This window comes from Clostridium budayi (assembly GCF_055396605.1).
On the sequence record NZ_AP042456.1, the window covers coordinates 2865344 to 2882283 of the forward strand.

Here is a 16940-nt window from a genome sequence, read left to right on the forward strand (position 1 = left end):
TTTTGTAACAATTTCATATGTATATTGTATCAGAAAATTTATAAGAATGGTAAATTGTCAGAAAATTTATATATAAAAAAAAGTGGTATAAAACCACTTAATTTTTTTTGTAATCTTCCATTATTCTTTCAGAAACCTTTATTCCATCAACTGCTGCTGATATTATTCCACCTGCAAATCCAGCACCTTCTCCAGTTGGATAAAGCCCTTTAACATTTACACTTTGTAATCTTTCATCTCTTGGCATTTTTACTGGAGCTGAAGTTCTAGTTTCAACACCTGTTAAAAGTGCATCATCCATATCATAGCCCTTAATTTTTCTACCAAATACACTTATACCTTCTTTTAATGTTTCCACTACATAATCTGGTAAGCATTCTTTAAGTTCCTTAAATTCATAACCGGGTCTATATGTTGGTTTAACTCTTCCAAACTTAGTTGATACTCTATCATTTAGGAAGTCTCCAACAAGTTGTATAGGTGCTTTATAGTTACCTCCACCTACTTTAAAAGCAAGACTTTCATAATGTCTTTGGAATTCCATACCTGCAAGTGGATGATCACCGTTAAAGTCATCCGGTCCAACAGTTACAACTAATGCAGAGTTTGCATTTTCTAAATCTCTTGCATGATAACTCATTCCATTTGAAACAAGTCTTCCTTCCTCTGATGCAGCTCCAACAACTACACCACCAGGACACATACAGAATGAATACACTCCTCTACCTTGTTTTTCACTTTGATAAGTTAATCTATAATCAGCTGCGCCAAGTCTCTTATGATCCTTAAACTTTCCATACTGACTTTCATTAATAACTTCTTGTGTATGCTCTATTCTAACTCCTATTGCAAAAGCCTTTTGTTCCATAGAGACCCCTTCTTCATATAGCATTTCGTAAGTATCTCTTGAGCTATGACCAATTGCAAGTACTAAAACATTACATGGAATTTCTTTGCCATTAACAATTATATTTGTAAGCTTTCCATCCTTTGTTATTACTTTTTCAAGCTTTGAATTAAAGTGTACTTCTCCACCTAAATTCTTTATTTCTTCTCTTATATTTTTTACAACATCTTTTAATATATCCGTTCCAACGTGTGGTTTACCTACATAAGTTATTTCTTCAGGAGCCCCACTCTTTACAAGCTCTTCTAAAACAAATGCACATCTTTTATCTTTTATTCTAGTTGTAAGCTTTCCGTCTGAAAAGGCTCCTGCTCCACCTTCTCCAAATTGGACATTAGAATTAAGATTTAATTCCCCAGTCTCCCAAAACTTTTCCACAGTTTTTGTTCTATTATCAACATCTTCCCCTCTTTCAAAGACAATTGGTTTGTAACCATGCTTTGCTAAAGTTAATGCCGAAAATAAACCTGCTGGTCCAAGACCTATAACAACAGGTCTATTTATTAATTCTTTTTCACCATATTTAAATGGCTCTTCTTTTTTATCTTCTTCTAATTTTATATTGTTATCCTTATTTCTTTTTAATATAAGTTTTTCATTTTCGCATCTTACATCAACACAATAATTAAATCTTATATTATCTTTTTTTCTTGCATCTATACTTTCTTTTATTATTTTTAGTGAATGTATGTGCTCTTCTTTTATATTAAGCTTTTTTGCGGCTTTCTTTTTCAATATATTTTTATCATCTTCTATACTTAGAATAATATTATTTATTCTTATTGTCATACGATTTATACTCCTATGTTACTTTATTAGACCCCTTATCTTTACCATGGTCTTTTGCTGTTGTTTTTTTATTTAAAGTAAATTTAATTCCATCAACATTTGATATAGTTACCTTTGAAGTACTATTTATTATTTCTATCTTAGGACTGCCCTCAAATGTTCCCTCATCTTTGTATTTACTTATATCAAAATTACAAGAGAAATTGCTATCATTTAAGCTTTCAACATCAGCTTTATTTCCTTCTATCTTAAAACTAATTGTTTTAGTTTCATTTGAAAGTTCTAATGAATTATCAAGTCCTATATAGTTTACAGGTATTGATATTGTCTTAGATATTTTATTATTGTCATTTTTATTATCATTATTACTATTTGCAGTCTCTTTATCTTCTTTTTGAATTTCAAGTTTTACAGTAACAGTATTTTCTTTACCTAAAATACTAACTCCATCTGGAACTATTATCTTAACTTGTTTTTCTATGCTACTTGTTATATTTGATAAATCTATCTCTTCGGTCTTTAAAGATGTGATATTTTTTATTTTACTATCACTTCCTACTATTTGAGCTGTTTGATTTGATAATGTTGTATTAATTAGTTTGTATCCTTCTGGAAGACTTCCAACAGTATTAGCTACTATATTAACACTTTTTCCATTATTAACACCAATACTTATAACTCCTGTATTTTTACTTAAAGTAACCCCATGTACAACTTTTCCATCTGCATCTAAAGGCTTAAAAGGAAATTCTTTTGTAGTATTGCTACTAACATTTTCTAAAGTACCAACTAAAGCAACAGTCTCTACTCTATCGACTGCACTTTTAGGTCCAGATACAGATACCTTCTCAGAAGTAAACTGCTCTTTTTGCTTATAAGCACCTTGTGCAAATGTTACATTTACATCTGATGTAGTACTTACCTCTTTAGTTACTAGTTTCTCTAATTTAACTTGTATTGTTAAATTACTATTATTTTTTATATTAATTTGCTCTGGATAGTTAATTACATTTACCGGTATATTATTTATTCCACTTTTTAACGCATATTCTCCAATATCTGCTGTTAATGAAAACTGATCTTTAGAGACAGAATATATATACTTTACGTCTCCTTCAAGTTTTAAATCTACAGAAAAGTTTTGATCTGGCGCTAAAGCGAGTCCATAAGACTTTAAACTCTCTGTATTTAAAACCTTAACTGGTACCTCCTTTAAAGTATATGTTCTTACTGAATTTTGAACATTTGAAACGTAAAGCCATAGAATAAAGGACAATAATAAACATAATAATTTTATACCTAGCGTTTGTTTTGTATTCCTTTTATCCATGATTTCACCCTCTCACCAGCTGATTTTACTTTCTTATTATCTTTACTCTTCATTATACTTAATAATGTCTTTTTTAATTTTTCTTTATCATAGTTTCTAGTAAGTCTTCCACCAATAGCTAAAGATATTACACCAGTTTCTTCTGAAACTATTATTACTAAAGCATCTGAGTTTTCTGAAAGACCAATACCAGCTCTATGTCTTGTTCCTAATTTTTTATTTATACTATTATTATTTGTCAGTGGTAAAACACATCCTGAAGCATATATTCTATCTTCTCTTATTATAGTAGCTCCATCATGAAGTGGTGTGTTTACAACAAATATATTTTCTAAAAGGGCTGAACTTACAACTGCATCTATTATAGTTCCTGATGCTAACACCTCACCAAGGCCTGTTCCTTGCTCTATAGCTATTAAAGCACCTGTTTTAGTCTCTGCTAAATTTTCCACAGCAGTTACTATTTCATCAACAACTGCCTCTCTTTGTCTAACATCACTTATATTATGATTTTCATCAAAAGCACTTCTACCTAGGTGCTCAAGTGCACGCCTAATTTCTGGCTGAAAAATAATTACAACTGAAAGAACTCCAATTGTTAATGTTTTATTTAATATAAAATAAAGCATATCTAATTTTAAAAGATAACTTATAGGAATTAATGCAACAATAAGCAATATACCTTTTAAAAGCTGTTCTGCTCTTGTCTCCTTTATAAGCATATATCCTTTATAAAAAATATACGAAACAACTAAAATATCCACTATAGACCAAACTGAAATATGTTTAATCGAATTTAGCGCTCCGATGAAAAAATCTTGCATAATAAGTCTCACCTCTCTTAATATAATTTCTTTATAAATTATACACCAAATAATCACTGCTTAGTATAATAGAAAATTACTTTTTTATGTATTTTAATAATATTTTAAAACCATTCTTAATATAATCTATAGATTACTTTTTTTAGATTATGGAAAGGAGGATAAAAATGGAATCATATAAAGAAATTTTTACTAAATTTAAATCCAATAAAAAGCTATTTATAATTGCTTTAATAATTATAAGTCTCCCATTATTATTGCTTATTATAACCAAATTTTTGCCATCTAATATAAATCTTAGACATATTAATAAATTATCGAAAGAAATATTGGCTATAAATAGTACCTTTGATGATTGTATTACTAAAGATAGTGTAGATCCTGAAAAATCTAAAAATGCTGTATCTAAAAGTATAAACGATCTTAAGGATGTACGTACTAAGTTAAATGATCTTAAAGTATTAGAAAATAATACTCACTTTAAAAACCTTCTTAATGAAGCACTTACAAATAACATATCTTTATGCGAAAAAGCTTTTTCTCTTTACAATAATGCATCTAATACTGAATTAAGCACGAAACTTAAAGATTATAATATTAACCTAGATGCACTTAAAAGCTTAAATAAAGATTTAAATAATATAGGAGTTAAAAGCATTATTTCTGAAAAAAGTTTGGAGTTTTTTGATAAAACAAATAAATATTTTGAAACATTAATTCAAGTAAATATTATAAAAGATATAAATAGTGAAAAAAATTCTGCATATATATTGGCTGTAGATAAAATAATATTGAATTTTAAAGAAATTGATGAAGATTTAAAACCAGCACTTAATGATATTATTAATAACAATAGAGATATAAATGTACTAACTTCTGATATTTCGAATAAAAAATCTTCTTTTGAGCATATTAAAAATGATTTTTATTCATTAAGTATTCCTGAGGAAGCTACAGAACTTCATACAATTTTAGTTAAAACTATAACTTTATACGAAGATTATATAAATTCAATTGATTCGTCTTTAAGCGATTATGATGCTACTACAAAAGATACTTCAATTTTTGAAGATTCTTTCTCAAAATATAGAGATTTTTCTACTTACTTCAAAAACTTATGTGATAAACTGGATAATTTCAAAAGAAAATAGTATATACTCCTTCTTTTTTGTCAATACTAGTACTTGACTGGGTTGTAAAAAGGAGGTTTTTATGAAAAAGTTTTTCAGTATATTTTTATTATCTATCTTTTTCTTCTCATCAATAACTGCAGAAGCATCAGTTCTTACAATATTTGATTATATAAATGCTTCTGAAACTAAATTTGATGATTCCAAAAATATAGAAAAAGAAAAAACAAAAGCTAAAGTTGATGTAAAGAAAACTACATCTACAAAAGCAACATCAGCCGCTAAAACATCAAACTCAAATAAAGCAAATTCACAAAATGATATACAAGTATTCAGCCAAAATGGGGCAACACTTAAAATAACAAAAGCTGATATTGATTTAATGGCAAAATTAGTTTACTGCGAAAGCAGAGGCGAACCATTTGAAGGAAAAATTGCCGTTGCATCAGTTGTTTTAAACAGGGTTATGAGCCCTAAATTCCCAAACACAATAAAAGAAGTAATATTCCAAAAGAATGCATTTTCATGTGTTCAAAATGGAAAGATAGTAGCCCAGCCTAATAAATCTTGTTATGATGCTGTTTATGAAGCAATTAGAGGTAAAGATCCTACTAATGAAGCTTTATTCTTCTATAATCCTGATATTGCAACTTGCACATGGATGAAGTCAACAGCTAAAAAAGATACTAAGACAATTGGAAATCACACATTTTTTAAACAATAAATGAAAGCCTTACTCAAAAGAGTAAGGCTTTTTATTTATTTTAAATTTATTACTGTTGCTTTTGGTCTTGACATTGCTTCAATTGAATATTGTACACCTTGTGTTCCCATACCAGATGCTTTAACTCCTAAGAATGGGAAATGGTCAGGTCCTCTTTCAGTTTTATTATTTACTTGAACTGTACCAACTTCTAACTTATTAGCTACATTAAATGCCTTATTTATATCTTTTGTAAATACAGAAGATTGAAGTCCGTATTCAGATTCATTTGCTATTCTTATTGCTTCATCAACGCTTTTAACTCTTATAATTGGTAGTATTGGTCCAAACGGTTCTTCCCATGCAATTCTCATATCTTCTGTAACATGGTCAAATAAAGTTGGCATTATAGTATTTCCTTCTCTATTTCCACCTTTTAAAAGCTTAGCTCCTTTATCAACAGCATCTTTTATTAAACTTTCAACAAAATCGCATGCCTTACTATTTATTAATGGTCCTACAATATAGTCACCTTCTAATGGATTTCCTGTTGTTACAGTATCCATTGATTTTAATACCTTTGATACTAATTCATCAGCAACACTTTCTAATACTAAAACTCTCTTTACAGCTGTACATCTTTGGCCTGAGTATGAGAAAGCACCTGCAACTATATTCTTAGCTGCTAATTCTAAATCTGCATCTTCTAAAACTATTGCTGCATCTTTTCCACCAAGTTCCATTAAAAGAGGTTTCATTTCAGTTATTCTTGAAATTCTTTTACCAACTTCACTGCTACCAGTAAAGTTTACGAAATCTATATCTTTATGAGTTACAACATAATCGCCAATTTCGCTACCTCTTCCTGTTATAGTATTTAAAACCCCATTAGGAATTCCAGATTCATTGAAAGCTTTTGCTAAATAAAGACCTGAAATACTTCCTTGAGTTGCTGGTTTAAATACTACTGTATTTCCAGCCATAAGTGCTGGTGCTATCTTTGATGCTGCTAAATTAACAGGATAATTAAATGGAGATATTGCAAGAACAACTCCAAGTGGTTCTCTAGTAACTATTGATATTTTATCATTCTTAAATCCTGGGAAAGAATCTCCAGGTATTGATTCACCTTTAATATTTTCAGCAGTATCTGCTGTAAATCTTATTAAATCAGCAGTTCTTTTTATTTCAGACATGGCACTCTTTTTATCTTTGCCAATCTCAATCATCATAACTTCTGCCATCTCTTCTATTCTTTCTTCCAATAAATCAGCAACGTTATGTAATAACCTTGACTTTTGATTTGTTGGTATTTCTCTCCAGATCTTTTGCGCTTCTTTAGCTATACTAATTACATCATCAACTTCTTCTTTTGACATAGGATGAACTACTCCAACAACTGATTGATCAATTGGAGATACTATTTTTATTCCATTTTCATCGCCTTTGTTTACAAAAGTGCCGTTTATTAGATTACCATAAACGGTTACGCCATTCTTTTCTTCCTTAAACATGTAATATCCTCCTTTTCTCATTAAACCTTATACCTTTATAATCTATAAATCCCCTAGTTTTTATTCTATAAATTTATCTCGTTAAATGACACTAATTATTAATTAATATTTATTATTAATATAATACCACTAATTTAAATTTATAAAAACCCCTTTTTTTATTATTTAACTATTTATTAATAATTATTATTAAATAACTAAGGAAGTTTACAAATTTTATTTTTTAATTTTTTTCTCTATTCCTTCTCTAAGATATTCAAGATAACTAATATTTGCTCCATTATTTTTTAAACTCTCTATCTTTTCTTTAGCTTTTCCCATAGATTCTCTAGCTTCTCTAAAGTCTTTTTGCTTTATACAAATGCTTGTATATTCTAAAAGATAATCTGCCTTCATGACCTCTTTAGCTAGATCTTCTCTATCATCATTTACTAAATCTAATATTATTTCATATATTTTAGGAGAAGAATTTTCTCTTGCTCTATATAAAAAGTCATTATTTTTACTTGTTTTTTTCTTTGCCATACATTAAATCTCCTTTATATTTAGTTATTACTTATATTTTACCCTTTTATAATAAAAAAAGTGGCAAAGCCACTTTTTTTATTATAAATTAATTAAACTATATACTTTGATGCTAATTCTTTAAAGTTTTCTTTATTTTCTTTGTACCAATCTTCAAACTTTAATCCTTCTTTTTCTAATACTTTATATAAATCATAAATAAAGTTTGGAATTTCGTCTTCAACTATGTCTCCATATATATCTCCAAGTCTTGAACTTCCAACTTTAAAATCACCATTAACATTTAATTCAAAACACTTTCTTGGAGCATCATTAACTCTTTTTGATTTTCCAGCAAATCCAATTGAACCAATTTCATGTACTCCACAAGAATTTGTGCATCCTGAAATGTGTATTTCAGGTAATAAATCTTTTTCTACATTTTCTTTTGAAAGCTTATCTAAAATGCTAATTAATAATCCTTGACTATTAGCTATTCCCATTTGACATATTGGTACTCCAATACATGAAACAGATTGAGTAACTCTAATTTCGCCTCCACGACCTTTAGTTAATTCTACTATTTTTTCTGCTTCTTTACCATTAAGATTTATAATATAGAATCCTTCTTTTAAAGTAAATCTAAATTCAATGTCATCCATATCCTTAACAGCATTTAAAATATCATTTAAAAGAGATAATTCAAGTTTTCCTCCATATGGATGGAAATAAACGCTATAAAGCCCTTCTTGCTTTTGTGGTACTAATCTTGCATCTTTGAATTCTGTAACTATTCCTTGTTTATTTACTTTGTTTTCTTTTACATCTATTCTTAAATCCGCTTCGTTTAAAACTTCATTTACATATTTCTTATAGCATTTAACAAATTCTTCTTCGCCCATTCTTTCAACTATATATCTTATACGAGCTTTATTGTGGTTTTTATAATCTCCTTCAGCCATAAACAGTCTTACCATTGCTTCAAAATAATAAATGCAATCTTCAGGTTTTATAAGTTCATCATACTCTACAGAGAGTCTTGGATTTCTACCAAGTCCACCACCTAAATAAAGCTTAAAGAATTTTTCTCCATCTTTCATAACAGCTAAAAATCCTAAATCAGTTACTGTTACGTGTGGCTCATCCTCTTTATTTATTGCCATAGCAACTTTAATTTTTCTAGGTAATTTATAAGTATAAACTCTTTCCATAATATAAGAATTTAAAGCCTTTGCATAAGGAACTACATCAAAAGCTTCTCCCTTACTTACACCTGAAAGTGGTGATATAGCGACATTTCTTGGGAAGTTTCCCCCTGAACCTCTTGTGTATATTCCATAATCCATTGCCTCTTCCATAATGTCACAAACATCATCTATTCCTAAACCATGAAGCTGGATAGCTTGTCTTGTTGTTGGATGTATCCATTTTAAGTTATATCTATTAGCCCATTCATATATCTTATTTGCATCTTCTTTTGACGCAATACCTGAAGGTGTTTTTAATCTTATCATGAACTCTTGTCCACCTCTATGTGCATACACACCCATTCCGCCAGATAATTTTTTAAATTGTGCAACATTTAATTCTTTATTCAAGAACTTATGTCCATTTTCTCTGAATTGTTTAACTTCATCTTTTAGTATCTCTTTTAAATCATTCATTACATTCACCTCTCGTTTAATTTTACTATTAAAAATTTATAAGGTAAAAGAAGTTTTTATTATCATAACTATAAGTATATACTTATGTAGTTATGTTAATTAACTTCTTTTAATTTAATACTAAATACAATTACTGTTATTAACATACAACTTATTGATATAAATATCATTCCAATTACAACAAACTTGTTAAACCCATAATTTACTATATCAATTGCATTCATACTTTCAAATGGTGAAAATATTTTTAGTATTTCAAGCTTGTATGTTAATCTTGAAGCTGCCCCTAAAACGTATGTATATGCTAATACACATAAAACTACTAACACTGCATTTAAATTTTTCTTACTAAGTGAACATATTATAAAACCTATGCTCATGAATAATACTCCAATTATAATTAATCCAAATATTAAGTAGACTTCTTCTAATAAAATAAGTTCTAATTTTGAATTTACTGGCGTAATTATGCTAATTGCTATAAATGTTACCATTCCTATTATTAAAGAGTACGCAATATATTTTTCTAAATTTGCAATTATTTTAACTTTTATAAACTTCTTATATTCTTTTCTTTTTAGCTTGTAATTTCTTATATTTGATGTTGCACCAAGTATCCCCCCGTAAACTCCCCCAATTATATATACATAATTAAATATATATCCTAAATAATTAGTTATACTTATATAATTTATAGTTTTATTTATTTCGAAAGAATCTTGTGTATTTATTAATGTTATATTAAGTAACCCACTAACCTCTTTACCTATAATAGGATATATAGATAGAAATAATACTGGTATTAATGCGGTATATATACTACATAATATAACTGACTTTATATCCTTAGATATTTCCTTTTCTACTAAGTTCATAAAACTTTATTCTCCTTGCAAGCTTTAGATTTAATCTATATTAAAATTATAATTATAGAAAATAGACTTAATTTTAACCCATTATAAACTTTAAATGAATAATAGGAATACTAAGTCATTATTAGTATTCCTATAGTTATAAACAAAATATTAAATTCTTACACATTATATCCAAATAACTTTATAATAATACACAAGATCTTCTATTTTTCAAATGTTCCAAATACTTTAGCTTCTCCACCATCAACCATAATATTTCCCATAGCTATAACTTTATCTATATTAAGATTATTATCGTCTACTATAACAATATCTGCATCCATACCTCTTTCTATTTTTCCTTTATGTTTAAACTTTAATATATGTGCTATATTAGATGTTATAACCTTAATTGCATCTTCAATTTTTATATTTTCCTCAAGTATTGCCTTTTTAACTTCGCCATAAAGAGACTCAACACTACATATTCCAAGACCTTTAAGCTTTCCACTTTCATCAAATAAAGGCATACTACCATTACCATCTGATGTGAATGTTATTTGTTCTATTGGAACTTTCCTATCTAATGCATATTTAAGTGCCTTTGATGCTATTACTTCTCCCTCTTCTAAATGATCTGGATCAGAACTTGTTGTAAGATCTATATACCCACCTCTTTTAGTCCACTCTATTCCCGCTTCTAAAAGTTCACTAGTTCTACACATATGAGTTGGTAGTAATTGAGTTGCTGGTATTTCTGATTCATCTAGCATTTCAAATAAATAATTAAGCCTCCTAGCCCCTCCACCTAAATGAACATTTACTATTCCTGATTTATTGGATAAAAGCCCTCCAACTCTTGCTTCTGCTACTAAATTTATAAACTGATCAACTCTTGGCTGAGAACTTCTATTATCAGATAAGGCAATTTCTCCAACTCCAATAACTTCATCAACTAGCATAATATCTCCCTTAATACTTTCTGTCATAGTATTTACTGGCACTTCATATGAACCTGTAAGACAGTAAGCTGTTATTCCTTCTTCTTTCAACGCCTTAACTTTAGCTACAAGTCCTCTCATATCACGACAAACTCCATCTGTTCCAATACATCCAACTACAGTTGTTATTCCACTTTTAGTTATTGTGCTTAATTGCAGTTCAGGTGTTCTAGTCTTAAATCCACCTTCACCTCCACCACCTGTTAGGTGTACATGAGCATCTATAAATCCTGGAAATGCTATTTTACCTTCTCCATTAATAACTTCTATATTTATAAAATTATTTGGAATTTCTATATTTTCATAAACTCCTTCTATTTTATCTTTAACAATAACTATATCCTTAATTCCTATGTATTTAGGTGAATAAACTTTTATATTTTTTATTACTTTAATCATTTAACCAACTCCTAATATCCCGTTCATATTTATTATTACCCATAAATCAAAGTTAATATAATTAAAACAAAATAAAAAACTATAGAAGAATCCATAATCAGATTTTTCTATAGTTTTTCATAATTTCTTTTGCACATTAAATTGGTTATTTGAGTTATACTTAACTTTATTAGTAATTTTATTTACGATATACTATATAATCTAATTCATTTGATATAGATATATTATAAATATAAGAATTTGACACTTCATCTAAGAATTTTTCTTTTAAAATGTCATTTAATTTAATTTTTCCAAGTTTATCATGATACTCCATAATGAATTCTTTTCTTCCTTCCTCTTCATTAAGAGCTTCGTAATGATAGTAATTTAAAGCATCATAGTCTACTTTATATACTTGTTCTAATGTTTTATATATTGTTCTTCCACCAAATAAATCAGCTAAATATCTAGTGTATGCATGAGCTACAAGTAGCTCTGGATTACTTCTACCAAGTTCATTTAGCTTATCTATATACGCTTTAGTTGAAGCTAATAATTGCATTGAGTTCATTTTTTCTCCAAGTAAAACTTTTAAATCCTTGTATATAGCTTCTGAACGATATACATCAACAGTTGTAAATTCTTTTACTACAGGATTATGAGCGTACTTTTCTAAGTTAAATTCTATTGTTTTATATATTTCATATAAATTAAATAAATACTCTGCATATCCTTCAACTGATGCTTGTCCATCAATTAATCTTTTTAAAAAGCCAGTATTTTCTGCGACTGCATGTAAATCTTGACTATTTTTTTTAATAGTTCTCATAAATGTATTCATCTTATCACCTTCATATTTTTAGTGTTTTATTTTAACCCTATCACTAAGTATACTTAATGCCTTGCCCGTTCTACGCTTACATAATAGTCCTACATAATATAACAATCAATTCCTCAATTTCATTATTTACACTTATAAATAAGTAAAAAACATTATTTTTTATAGTTTTTCCTTTAAATTCTTACTTTAACTTTAATTATTGTCTATTAATAATAATTATTAATATTTTATAAACTGCCTTTTTTATTAGGTTTACTATTTATTAATAAATAAAAAAGTGAAGTTTATAGTTAATTTATAAACTCCACCTATATTTATATGAATCCGTAAAGTAAAACTCCAAGTATTCCAGCTATAACAATTGATATTATAGGATGAACTTTTTTTGATAATAAGATAGCTCCTATTATTAGGGTTATTATTACTGATGTTATATCTACATATGCATCTTTAGCTAAATCAACAAAAGCCTGTATTATAAGTGCTATAAGTACTGGTCTCATACCAAGTAGTGCAGCCTTTAAAACCTTTGACTCTTTAAACTTATTCATTGCTTTTGAGGCAATTGAAACTAGTATGAAAGACATTGTAACTACTCCAAGTGTTGCAGCTACACTACCAAATACTCCAGATACTTTATATCCAACAAATGTAGCTGAGTTTATAGCAACAGGGCCTGGTGTCATTTGAGATATACCGATTATATCCATAAATGTACTTGAATTTATCCAATTGTTATTAGTTATAATCTCTCTTTGTATGAATGGTATCATTGCATATCCACCACCAAAGCTAAATGTTCCAATCTTTAAGAAGGTAAAAAACAATTTTATAAGTAAACTCATCTACTTCACCTTCTCCCTTAAGAAAATTGCACCATATATAGCAGCAGCTATTATTACTATTACTGGATTAATTTTAAATATTATTAATGCAATTAACGCTATAGTTATCATTATTCCATTTCTAATATTCTTTTCTATTCCTTTTGAAAGACTTATAACCCCTGTTAATACTAATATAGGAACTGCTGCTGATATTCCTTTAAATACAAGATTAACATAATAATTATCTCTAAATTGCATAAAGAATGCTGCTACAAATAAAATTATTAAAAATGATGGCAGTGCCACCCCAAGAAGTGCTATAACACCACCAAATACTCCTGCTATTTTATATCCAATAAAAATAGAACAATTTACAGACATAGCACCTGGGAAACTTTGTGATACAACTAGCATATCCATAAACTCTTCTTTAGTTATCCAACCTTGCTTATTTACAACTTCCTCTTCTATAATAGGAATCATTGCATATCCACCACCAAATGTAAATGCACCTATTTTGAAGAAAGAAATAAACATTTTCCAAACTTTATCCACATCTTTTCCTCCAAATCTTTTAAGATATACACATATTTTATCACAAATATTACTACTTCATAGGGGACTAAGTTTATAATTTTGTAAAAAATAAAGCGTAGGTAATCTACCTACGCTTTACTTTTAGTTTATATAATATTAAATATTATTCTTGTTCTAAAATTATTTTCTTAGCACCTAAGATTGATGATGCACTCATTGAGAATTCATCTAATCCGTATTCAACTAATGTTGGGATAGCAGCTTCATCTCCTGCCATTTCTCCACACATTCCAACCCATTTACCGTGCTTATGAGCACCTTCAATTGTCATCTTAATTAATCTAAGAACTGCTGGATGCATTGGGTTGTAAAGGTATGATACTTTTTCACTCATTCTATCTGCAGCTAATGTATATTGAATTAAGTCGTTTGTTCCTATTGAGAAGAAATCAACTTCTTTAGCTAATTCATCAGCCATAACAGCTGCTGCTGGGATTTCTACCATGATACCCCATTGTATTGAATCTGAGTATTCTTTTCCTTCTGCTTTAAGTTCAGCCATACATTCTTCTACAACTTCTTTAGCTGATCTGAATTCTTGTATTCCTGAAATCATTGGGAACATTACAGCTAGATTTCCGTAAACTGAAGCTCTAAGTAATGCTCTTAATTGAACTTTAAATAATTCTTTTCTATCTAAACATAATCTGATAGCTCTATATCCTAAGAATGGATTCATTTCTTGTGGTAATGGTAAGTATGGTAATGTCTTATCTCCACCGATATCAAGTGTTCTTATAACAACTTGTTTTCCATTCATATTTTCTAATACATATTTGTATGCTTCATATTGTTCTTCTTCAGTTGGAGCGTTATCTCTATCCATATATAAGAACTCTGTTCTAAATAGTCCGATTCCATCTCCTCCGTTTGCTATAACACCTTGAACATCTTCTGCTTTTCCGATGTTTCCACAAACTTCTATTCTCTTACCTGATTTAGTTACAGTCTTAACTTCAATAAGCTTCTTAAGCTCTTCTTGTTCAGCTCTGAAAGCTTCTCTCTTAGCTTCGTATTCCTTGATTGTAGCTTCATCTGGATTTACGATTGCTATACCTTCAATACCATCAACTATTATTGTGTCTCCATTTTTAACTGAAGTTGTAATATCTCCAAGACCAACAACAGCTGGAATTTCTAATGTTCTAGCCATAATAGCTGAGTGAGAAGTTCTTCCTCCGATATTAGTTAAGAATGCAACAACTTTGCTTCTATCTAATTGAGCTGTATCTGATGGAGTTAAGTCTTCAGCAACAACTATTGTATTGTTTTCTGTTATTGCAAAAGCATCTCCGCCTTTTCCAGCTAAGTTTGCTATTATTCTCTTTGAAACGTCTTTTATGTCAGCTGCTCTTTCTCTCATGTAATCATTGTCCATTGATTCGAAAATTGCAACGAATGTATTTGTTACATTTTCAACAGCTTTCATAGCATTTATATTATTATTTTCTATTTCCATATCCATAGCGCCAGTGAATTCTGGGTCATCAAGTAAAGTAATGTGAGCTTCAAACACAGCAGCTTTTTCTTCTCCCATTTCTTTAGCAGCTTTTTCTTTTATCTTTTCTAATTGTTCCTTTGAAGCGTCTAAAGCTTTCTTTAATTTTTCTTTTTCTGACGCAACATCAGTAATTTTCTCATCTGTTATAATTATTTCCTCATGCTCTTGTAAGAATACTTTACCAATAGCGTATCCCTTTGAAGCCGCAATACCTTTTTTCATAATAAAATCCTCCTTAATTACAGTACTTCATAATAAAATTAAGTACATAAAAAAACTATTCAACCGATATACACCTAATGATATCTTTTACATAGTTAAGTATAACCCTAAGTTATTATAACATAATTTAGTCAATTGTTAATACTAATCCTCTCGTTCTATTTAGAGTTTTTGCACAATTCAAGCTCATTATTATGTTAAATTTTTTTTGCATCTTTATACAAAAAAGAAACTAAAACTCAATAATTTTAGTTTCCTTTTTTGTAGTTTATTTCTATTTTAAATATAATGATTAAATTCTATATTTCTTATAAATCATCAATAAGAGTTGCAGCTTTTGCATATGCAGTTGATTTAGCTTCAAAGAAATCTGTCTTAACTGAATTTGCATCTGCCTGTCTATCTACCCACTCTGCTGGGTTCTTATCATAACCTTCATAAAGCTTTCCAAGTCCTATTGATGAAGATCTCATATTTCCTAAATACTTAATGTAATCATTAATAAGCTTTTTATTTATTCCTTGAATGTTATCTCCAATTACATATTCTCCCCATGCAATTTCATTTCTAACACCAGTTTTTATCATTTCTCTAAGCTCTTCTTTTATTTCTTCTGTGAAAAGCTCTGGCTCTTCTTTTTGAAGTTCCCTTATTATACTTCTAAATAACCAAAGATGAGTATTTTCATCTCTATTTATATATCTTATTTCTTGTGCTGAACCTGGCATCTTTCCGTTTCTCTCTAAATTATAGAAGAACATAAATCCAGAATAGAAATAAACGCCTTCTAATATATAGTTTGCCATTATAGTTCTTAATAAATTATGTTTTGTTGGCTCATTTAAAAATGTATTATATTGATCTCCGATAAATTTATTTCTTTCAAGTAAGATTTTATCATCTTTCCATTGATATAATATTTCATTTCTCTTTTCAGGAGAACAAATAGTATCTAGCATATAACTATAACTTTGTGAATGTACAGCCTCTTGGAAAGCCTGAATTGTTAAGCAAAGATTAACTTCACTTGCTGTTATATAATTATTTATATTTGAAAGATTTGCTGTTTGTATTGAATCTAAAAATATTAAGAAAGATAATATTTTATCGTAAGCAGTTCTCTCTTCTTCTGTTAAATTTTTATAATCTTTTAAATCTTGAGCTAAGTTAATTTCTTCTGGTATCCAGAAATTATTCATTCCTTGTCTGTACCAATCTGAAACCCAAGAATATTTCATATTATTAAAATCATTAAGATTTGTTGTATTACCATTTATCATTCTCTTCTTTGAAGTTTCTGTATCTCCAAATTCATTAAAAAGTGGCTTTTTATTTATATCTAACATTTCTA

15 protein-coding genes are annotated in these 16940 nt (G+C 28.7%); 2 read left to right on the top strand and 13 right to left on the bottom strand.

Translation table 11 applies throughout. The features are described 5' to 3' along the window. Positions 1-97: 97 nt before the first annotated feature. The 3 genes from ACZ5TJ_RS13845 to cdaA are packed head-to-tail and all read right to left on the bottom strand — an operon-like array spanning position 98 to position 3850. Positions 98-1696, bottom strand: coding sequence for an NAD(P)/FAD-dependent oxidoreductase (locus ACZ5TJ_RS13845; protein ID WP_464200443.1), 1599 nt, complete (start codon positions 1694-1696; stop codon positions 98-100). Between the two features lie 13 nt (positions 1697-1709). Further along, on the bottom strand, positions 1710-3026 hold the full coding sequence (locus ACZ5TJ_RS13850) for a CdaR family protein (protein ID WP_464200444.1): 1317 nt from the start codon (positions 3024-3026) through the stop codon (positions 1710-1712). Next, positions 2996-3850, bottom strand: coding sequence for a diadenylate cyclase CdaA (gene cdaA, locus ACZ5TJ_RS13855; protein WP_464200445.1), 855 nt, complete (start codon positions 3848-3850; stop codon positions 2996-2998). The genes ACZ5TJ_RS13850 and cdaA overlap by 31 nt, the downstream gene beginning before the upstream one ends. Positions 3851-4017: 167 nt before the next feature. Between cdaA and ACZ5TJ_RS13860 the strand changes: the two genes are divergently transcribed. Together ACZ5TJ_RS13860 and ACZ5TJ_RS13865 are read left to right on the top strand one after the other, a co-directional pair. Next, the gene (locus tag ACZ5TJ_RS13860; RefSeq protein ID WP_464200446.1) at positions 4018-5001 is read left to right on the top strand and encodes a hypothetical protein; all 984 of its coding nucleotides are present in this window, start codon (positions 4018-4020) and stop codon (positions 4999-5001) included. Positions 5002-5062: 61 nt separating this feature from the next. Continuing rightward, positions 5063-5704, top strand: coding sequence for a cell wall hydrolase (locus ACZ5TJ_RS13865; RefSeq protein ID WP_464200448.1), 642 nt, complete (start codon positions 5063-5065; stop codon positions 5702-5704). Between the two features lie 35 nt (positions 5705-5739). Here the strand turns inward: ACZ5TJ_RS13865 and ACZ5TJ_RS13870 are convergent, their stop codons facing one another. From ACZ5TJ_RS13870 to ACZ5TJ_RS13915, 10 genes are all read right to left on the bottom strand, one after another. Then, positions 5740-7197: an NADP-dependent glyceraldehyde-3-phosphate dehydrogenase gene (locus ACZ5TJ_RS13870; RefSeq protein WP_464200450.1), complete on the bottom strand. Its 1458-nt coding sequence runs from the start codon at positions 7195-7197 to the stop codon at positions 5740-5742. Between the two features lie 216 nt (positions 7198-7413). After that, positions 7414-7722: a hypothetical protein gene (locus ACZ5TJ_RS13875; RefSeq protein WP_464200451.1), complete on the bottom strand. Its 309-nt coding sequence runs from the start codon at positions 7720-7722 to the stop codon at positions 7414-7416. Positions 7723-7814: 92 nt separating this feature from the next. Continuing rightward, a complete protein-coding gene (locus tag ACZ5TJ_RS13880) occupies positions 7815-9365 on the bottom strand; it encodes a nitrite/sulfite reductase (RefSeq protein WP_464200453.1) in 1551 nt (516 codons plus the stop codon). A gap of 95 nt (positions 9366-9460) precedes the next feature. Then, a complete protein-coding gene (locus ACZ5TJ_RS13885) occupies positions 9461-10240 on the bottom strand; it encodes a hypothetical protein (protein ID WP_464200454.1) in 780 nt (259 codons plus the stop codon). A 203-nt stretch (positions 10241-10443) separates the two neighbouring features. Beyond that, positions 10444-11619, bottom strand: a complete 1176-nt coding sequence (gene iadA / locus ACZ5TJ_RS13890; RefSeq protein WP_464200456.1) for a beta-aspartyl-peptidase — start codon at positions 11617-11619, stop codon at positions 10444-10446. A 178-nt stretch (positions 11620-11797) separates the two neighbouring features. Further along, complete coding sequence (locus ACZ5TJ_RS13895; RefSeq protein WP_464200457.1) at positions 11798-12442, bottom strand: biliverdin-producing heme oxygenase; 645 nt, start codon at positions 12440-12442, stop codon at positions 11798-11800. Positions 12443-12756: 314 nt separating this feature from the next. Next, on the bottom strand, positions 12757-13287 hold the full coding sequence (locus tag ACZ5TJ_RS13900) for a chromate transporter (RefSeq protein WP_464200459.1): 531 nt from the start codon (positions 13285-13287) through the stop codon (positions 12757-12759). Then, on the bottom strand, positions 13288-13824 hold the full coding sequence (locus ACZ5TJ_RS13905; protein WP_464200461.1) for a chromate transporter: 537 nt from the start codon (positions 13822-13824) through the stop codon (positions 13288-13290). It abuts the gene before it with no gap. Positions 13825-13969: 145 nt separating this feature from the next. Continuing rightward, a complete protein-coding gene (ptsP, locus tag ACZ5TJ_RS13910) occupies positions 13970-15589 on the bottom strand; it encodes a phosphoenolpyruvate--protein phosphotransferase (protein ID WP_039312931.1) in 1620 nt (539 codons plus the stop codon). Positions 15590-15897: 308 nt separating this feature from the next. Beyond that, complete coding sequence (locus ACZ5TJ_RS13915) at positions 15898-16935, bottom strand: ribonucleotide-diphosphate reductase subunit beta (protein ID WP_464200463.1); 1038 nt, start codon at positions 16933-16935, stop codon at positions 15898-15900. Positions 16936-16940 lie beyond the last annotated feature (5 nt).

Bases quoted from the DNA above. Each gene is read 5' to 3' on its own strand.
- ACZ5TJ_RS13845 (WP_464200443.1), bottom strand. From the start codon at position 1,696: ATGACAATAAGAATAAATAATATTATTCTAAGTATAGAAGATGATAAA.
- ACZ5TJ_RS13850 (WP_464200444.1), bottom strand. From the start codon at position 3,026: ATGGATAAAAGGAATACAAAACAAACGCTAGGTATAAAATTATTATGT.
- cdaA (WP_464200445.1), bottom strand. From the start codon at position 3,850: ATGCAAGATTTTTTCATCGGAGCGCTAAATTCGATTAAACATATTTCA.
- ACZ5TJ_RS13860 (WP_464200446.1), top strand. From the start codon at position 4,018: ATGGAATCATATAAAGAAATTTTTACTAAATTTAAATCCAATAAAAAG.
- ACZ5TJ_RS13865 (WP_464200448.1), top strand. From the start codon at position 5,063: ATGAAAAAGTTTTTCAGTATATTTTTATTATCTATCTTTTTCTTCTCA.
- ACZ5TJ_RS13870 (WP_464200450.1), bottom strand. From the start codon at position 7,197: ATGTTTAAGGAAGAAAAGAATGGCGTAACCGTTTATGGTAATCTAATA.
- ACZ5TJ_RS13875 (WP_464200451.1), bottom strand. From the start codon at position 7,722: ATGGCAAAGAAAAAAACAAGTAAAAATAATGACTTTTTATATAGAGCA.
- ACZ5TJ_RS13880 (WP_464200453.1), bottom strand. From the start codon at position 9,365: ATGAATGATTTAAAAGAGATACTAAAAGATGAAGTTAAACAATTCAGA.
- ACZ5TJ_RS13885 (WP_464200454.1), bottom strand. From the start codon at position 10,240: ATGAACTTAGTAGAAAAGGAAATATCTAAGGATATAAAGTCAGTTATA.
- iadA (WP_464200456.1), bottom strand. From the start codon at position 11,619: ATGATTAAAGTAATAAAAAATATAAAAGTTTATTCACCTAAATACATA.
- ACZ5TJ_RS13895 (WP_464200457.1), bottom strand. From the start codon at position 12,442: ATGAATACATTTATGAGAACTATTAAAAAAAATAGTCAAGATTTACAT.
- ACZ5TJ_RS13900 (WP_464200459.1), bottom strand. From the start codon at position 13,287: ATGAGTTTACTTATAAAATTGTTTTTTACCTTCTTAAAGATTGGAACA.
- ptsP (WP_039312931.1), bottom strand. From the start codon at position 15,589: ATGAAAAAAGGTATTGCGGCTTCAAAGGGATACGCTATTGGTAAAGTA.
- ACZ5TJ_RS13915 (WP_464200463.1), bottom strand. From the start codon at position 16,935: ATGTTAGATATAAATAAAAAGCCACTTTTTAATGAATTTGGAGATACA.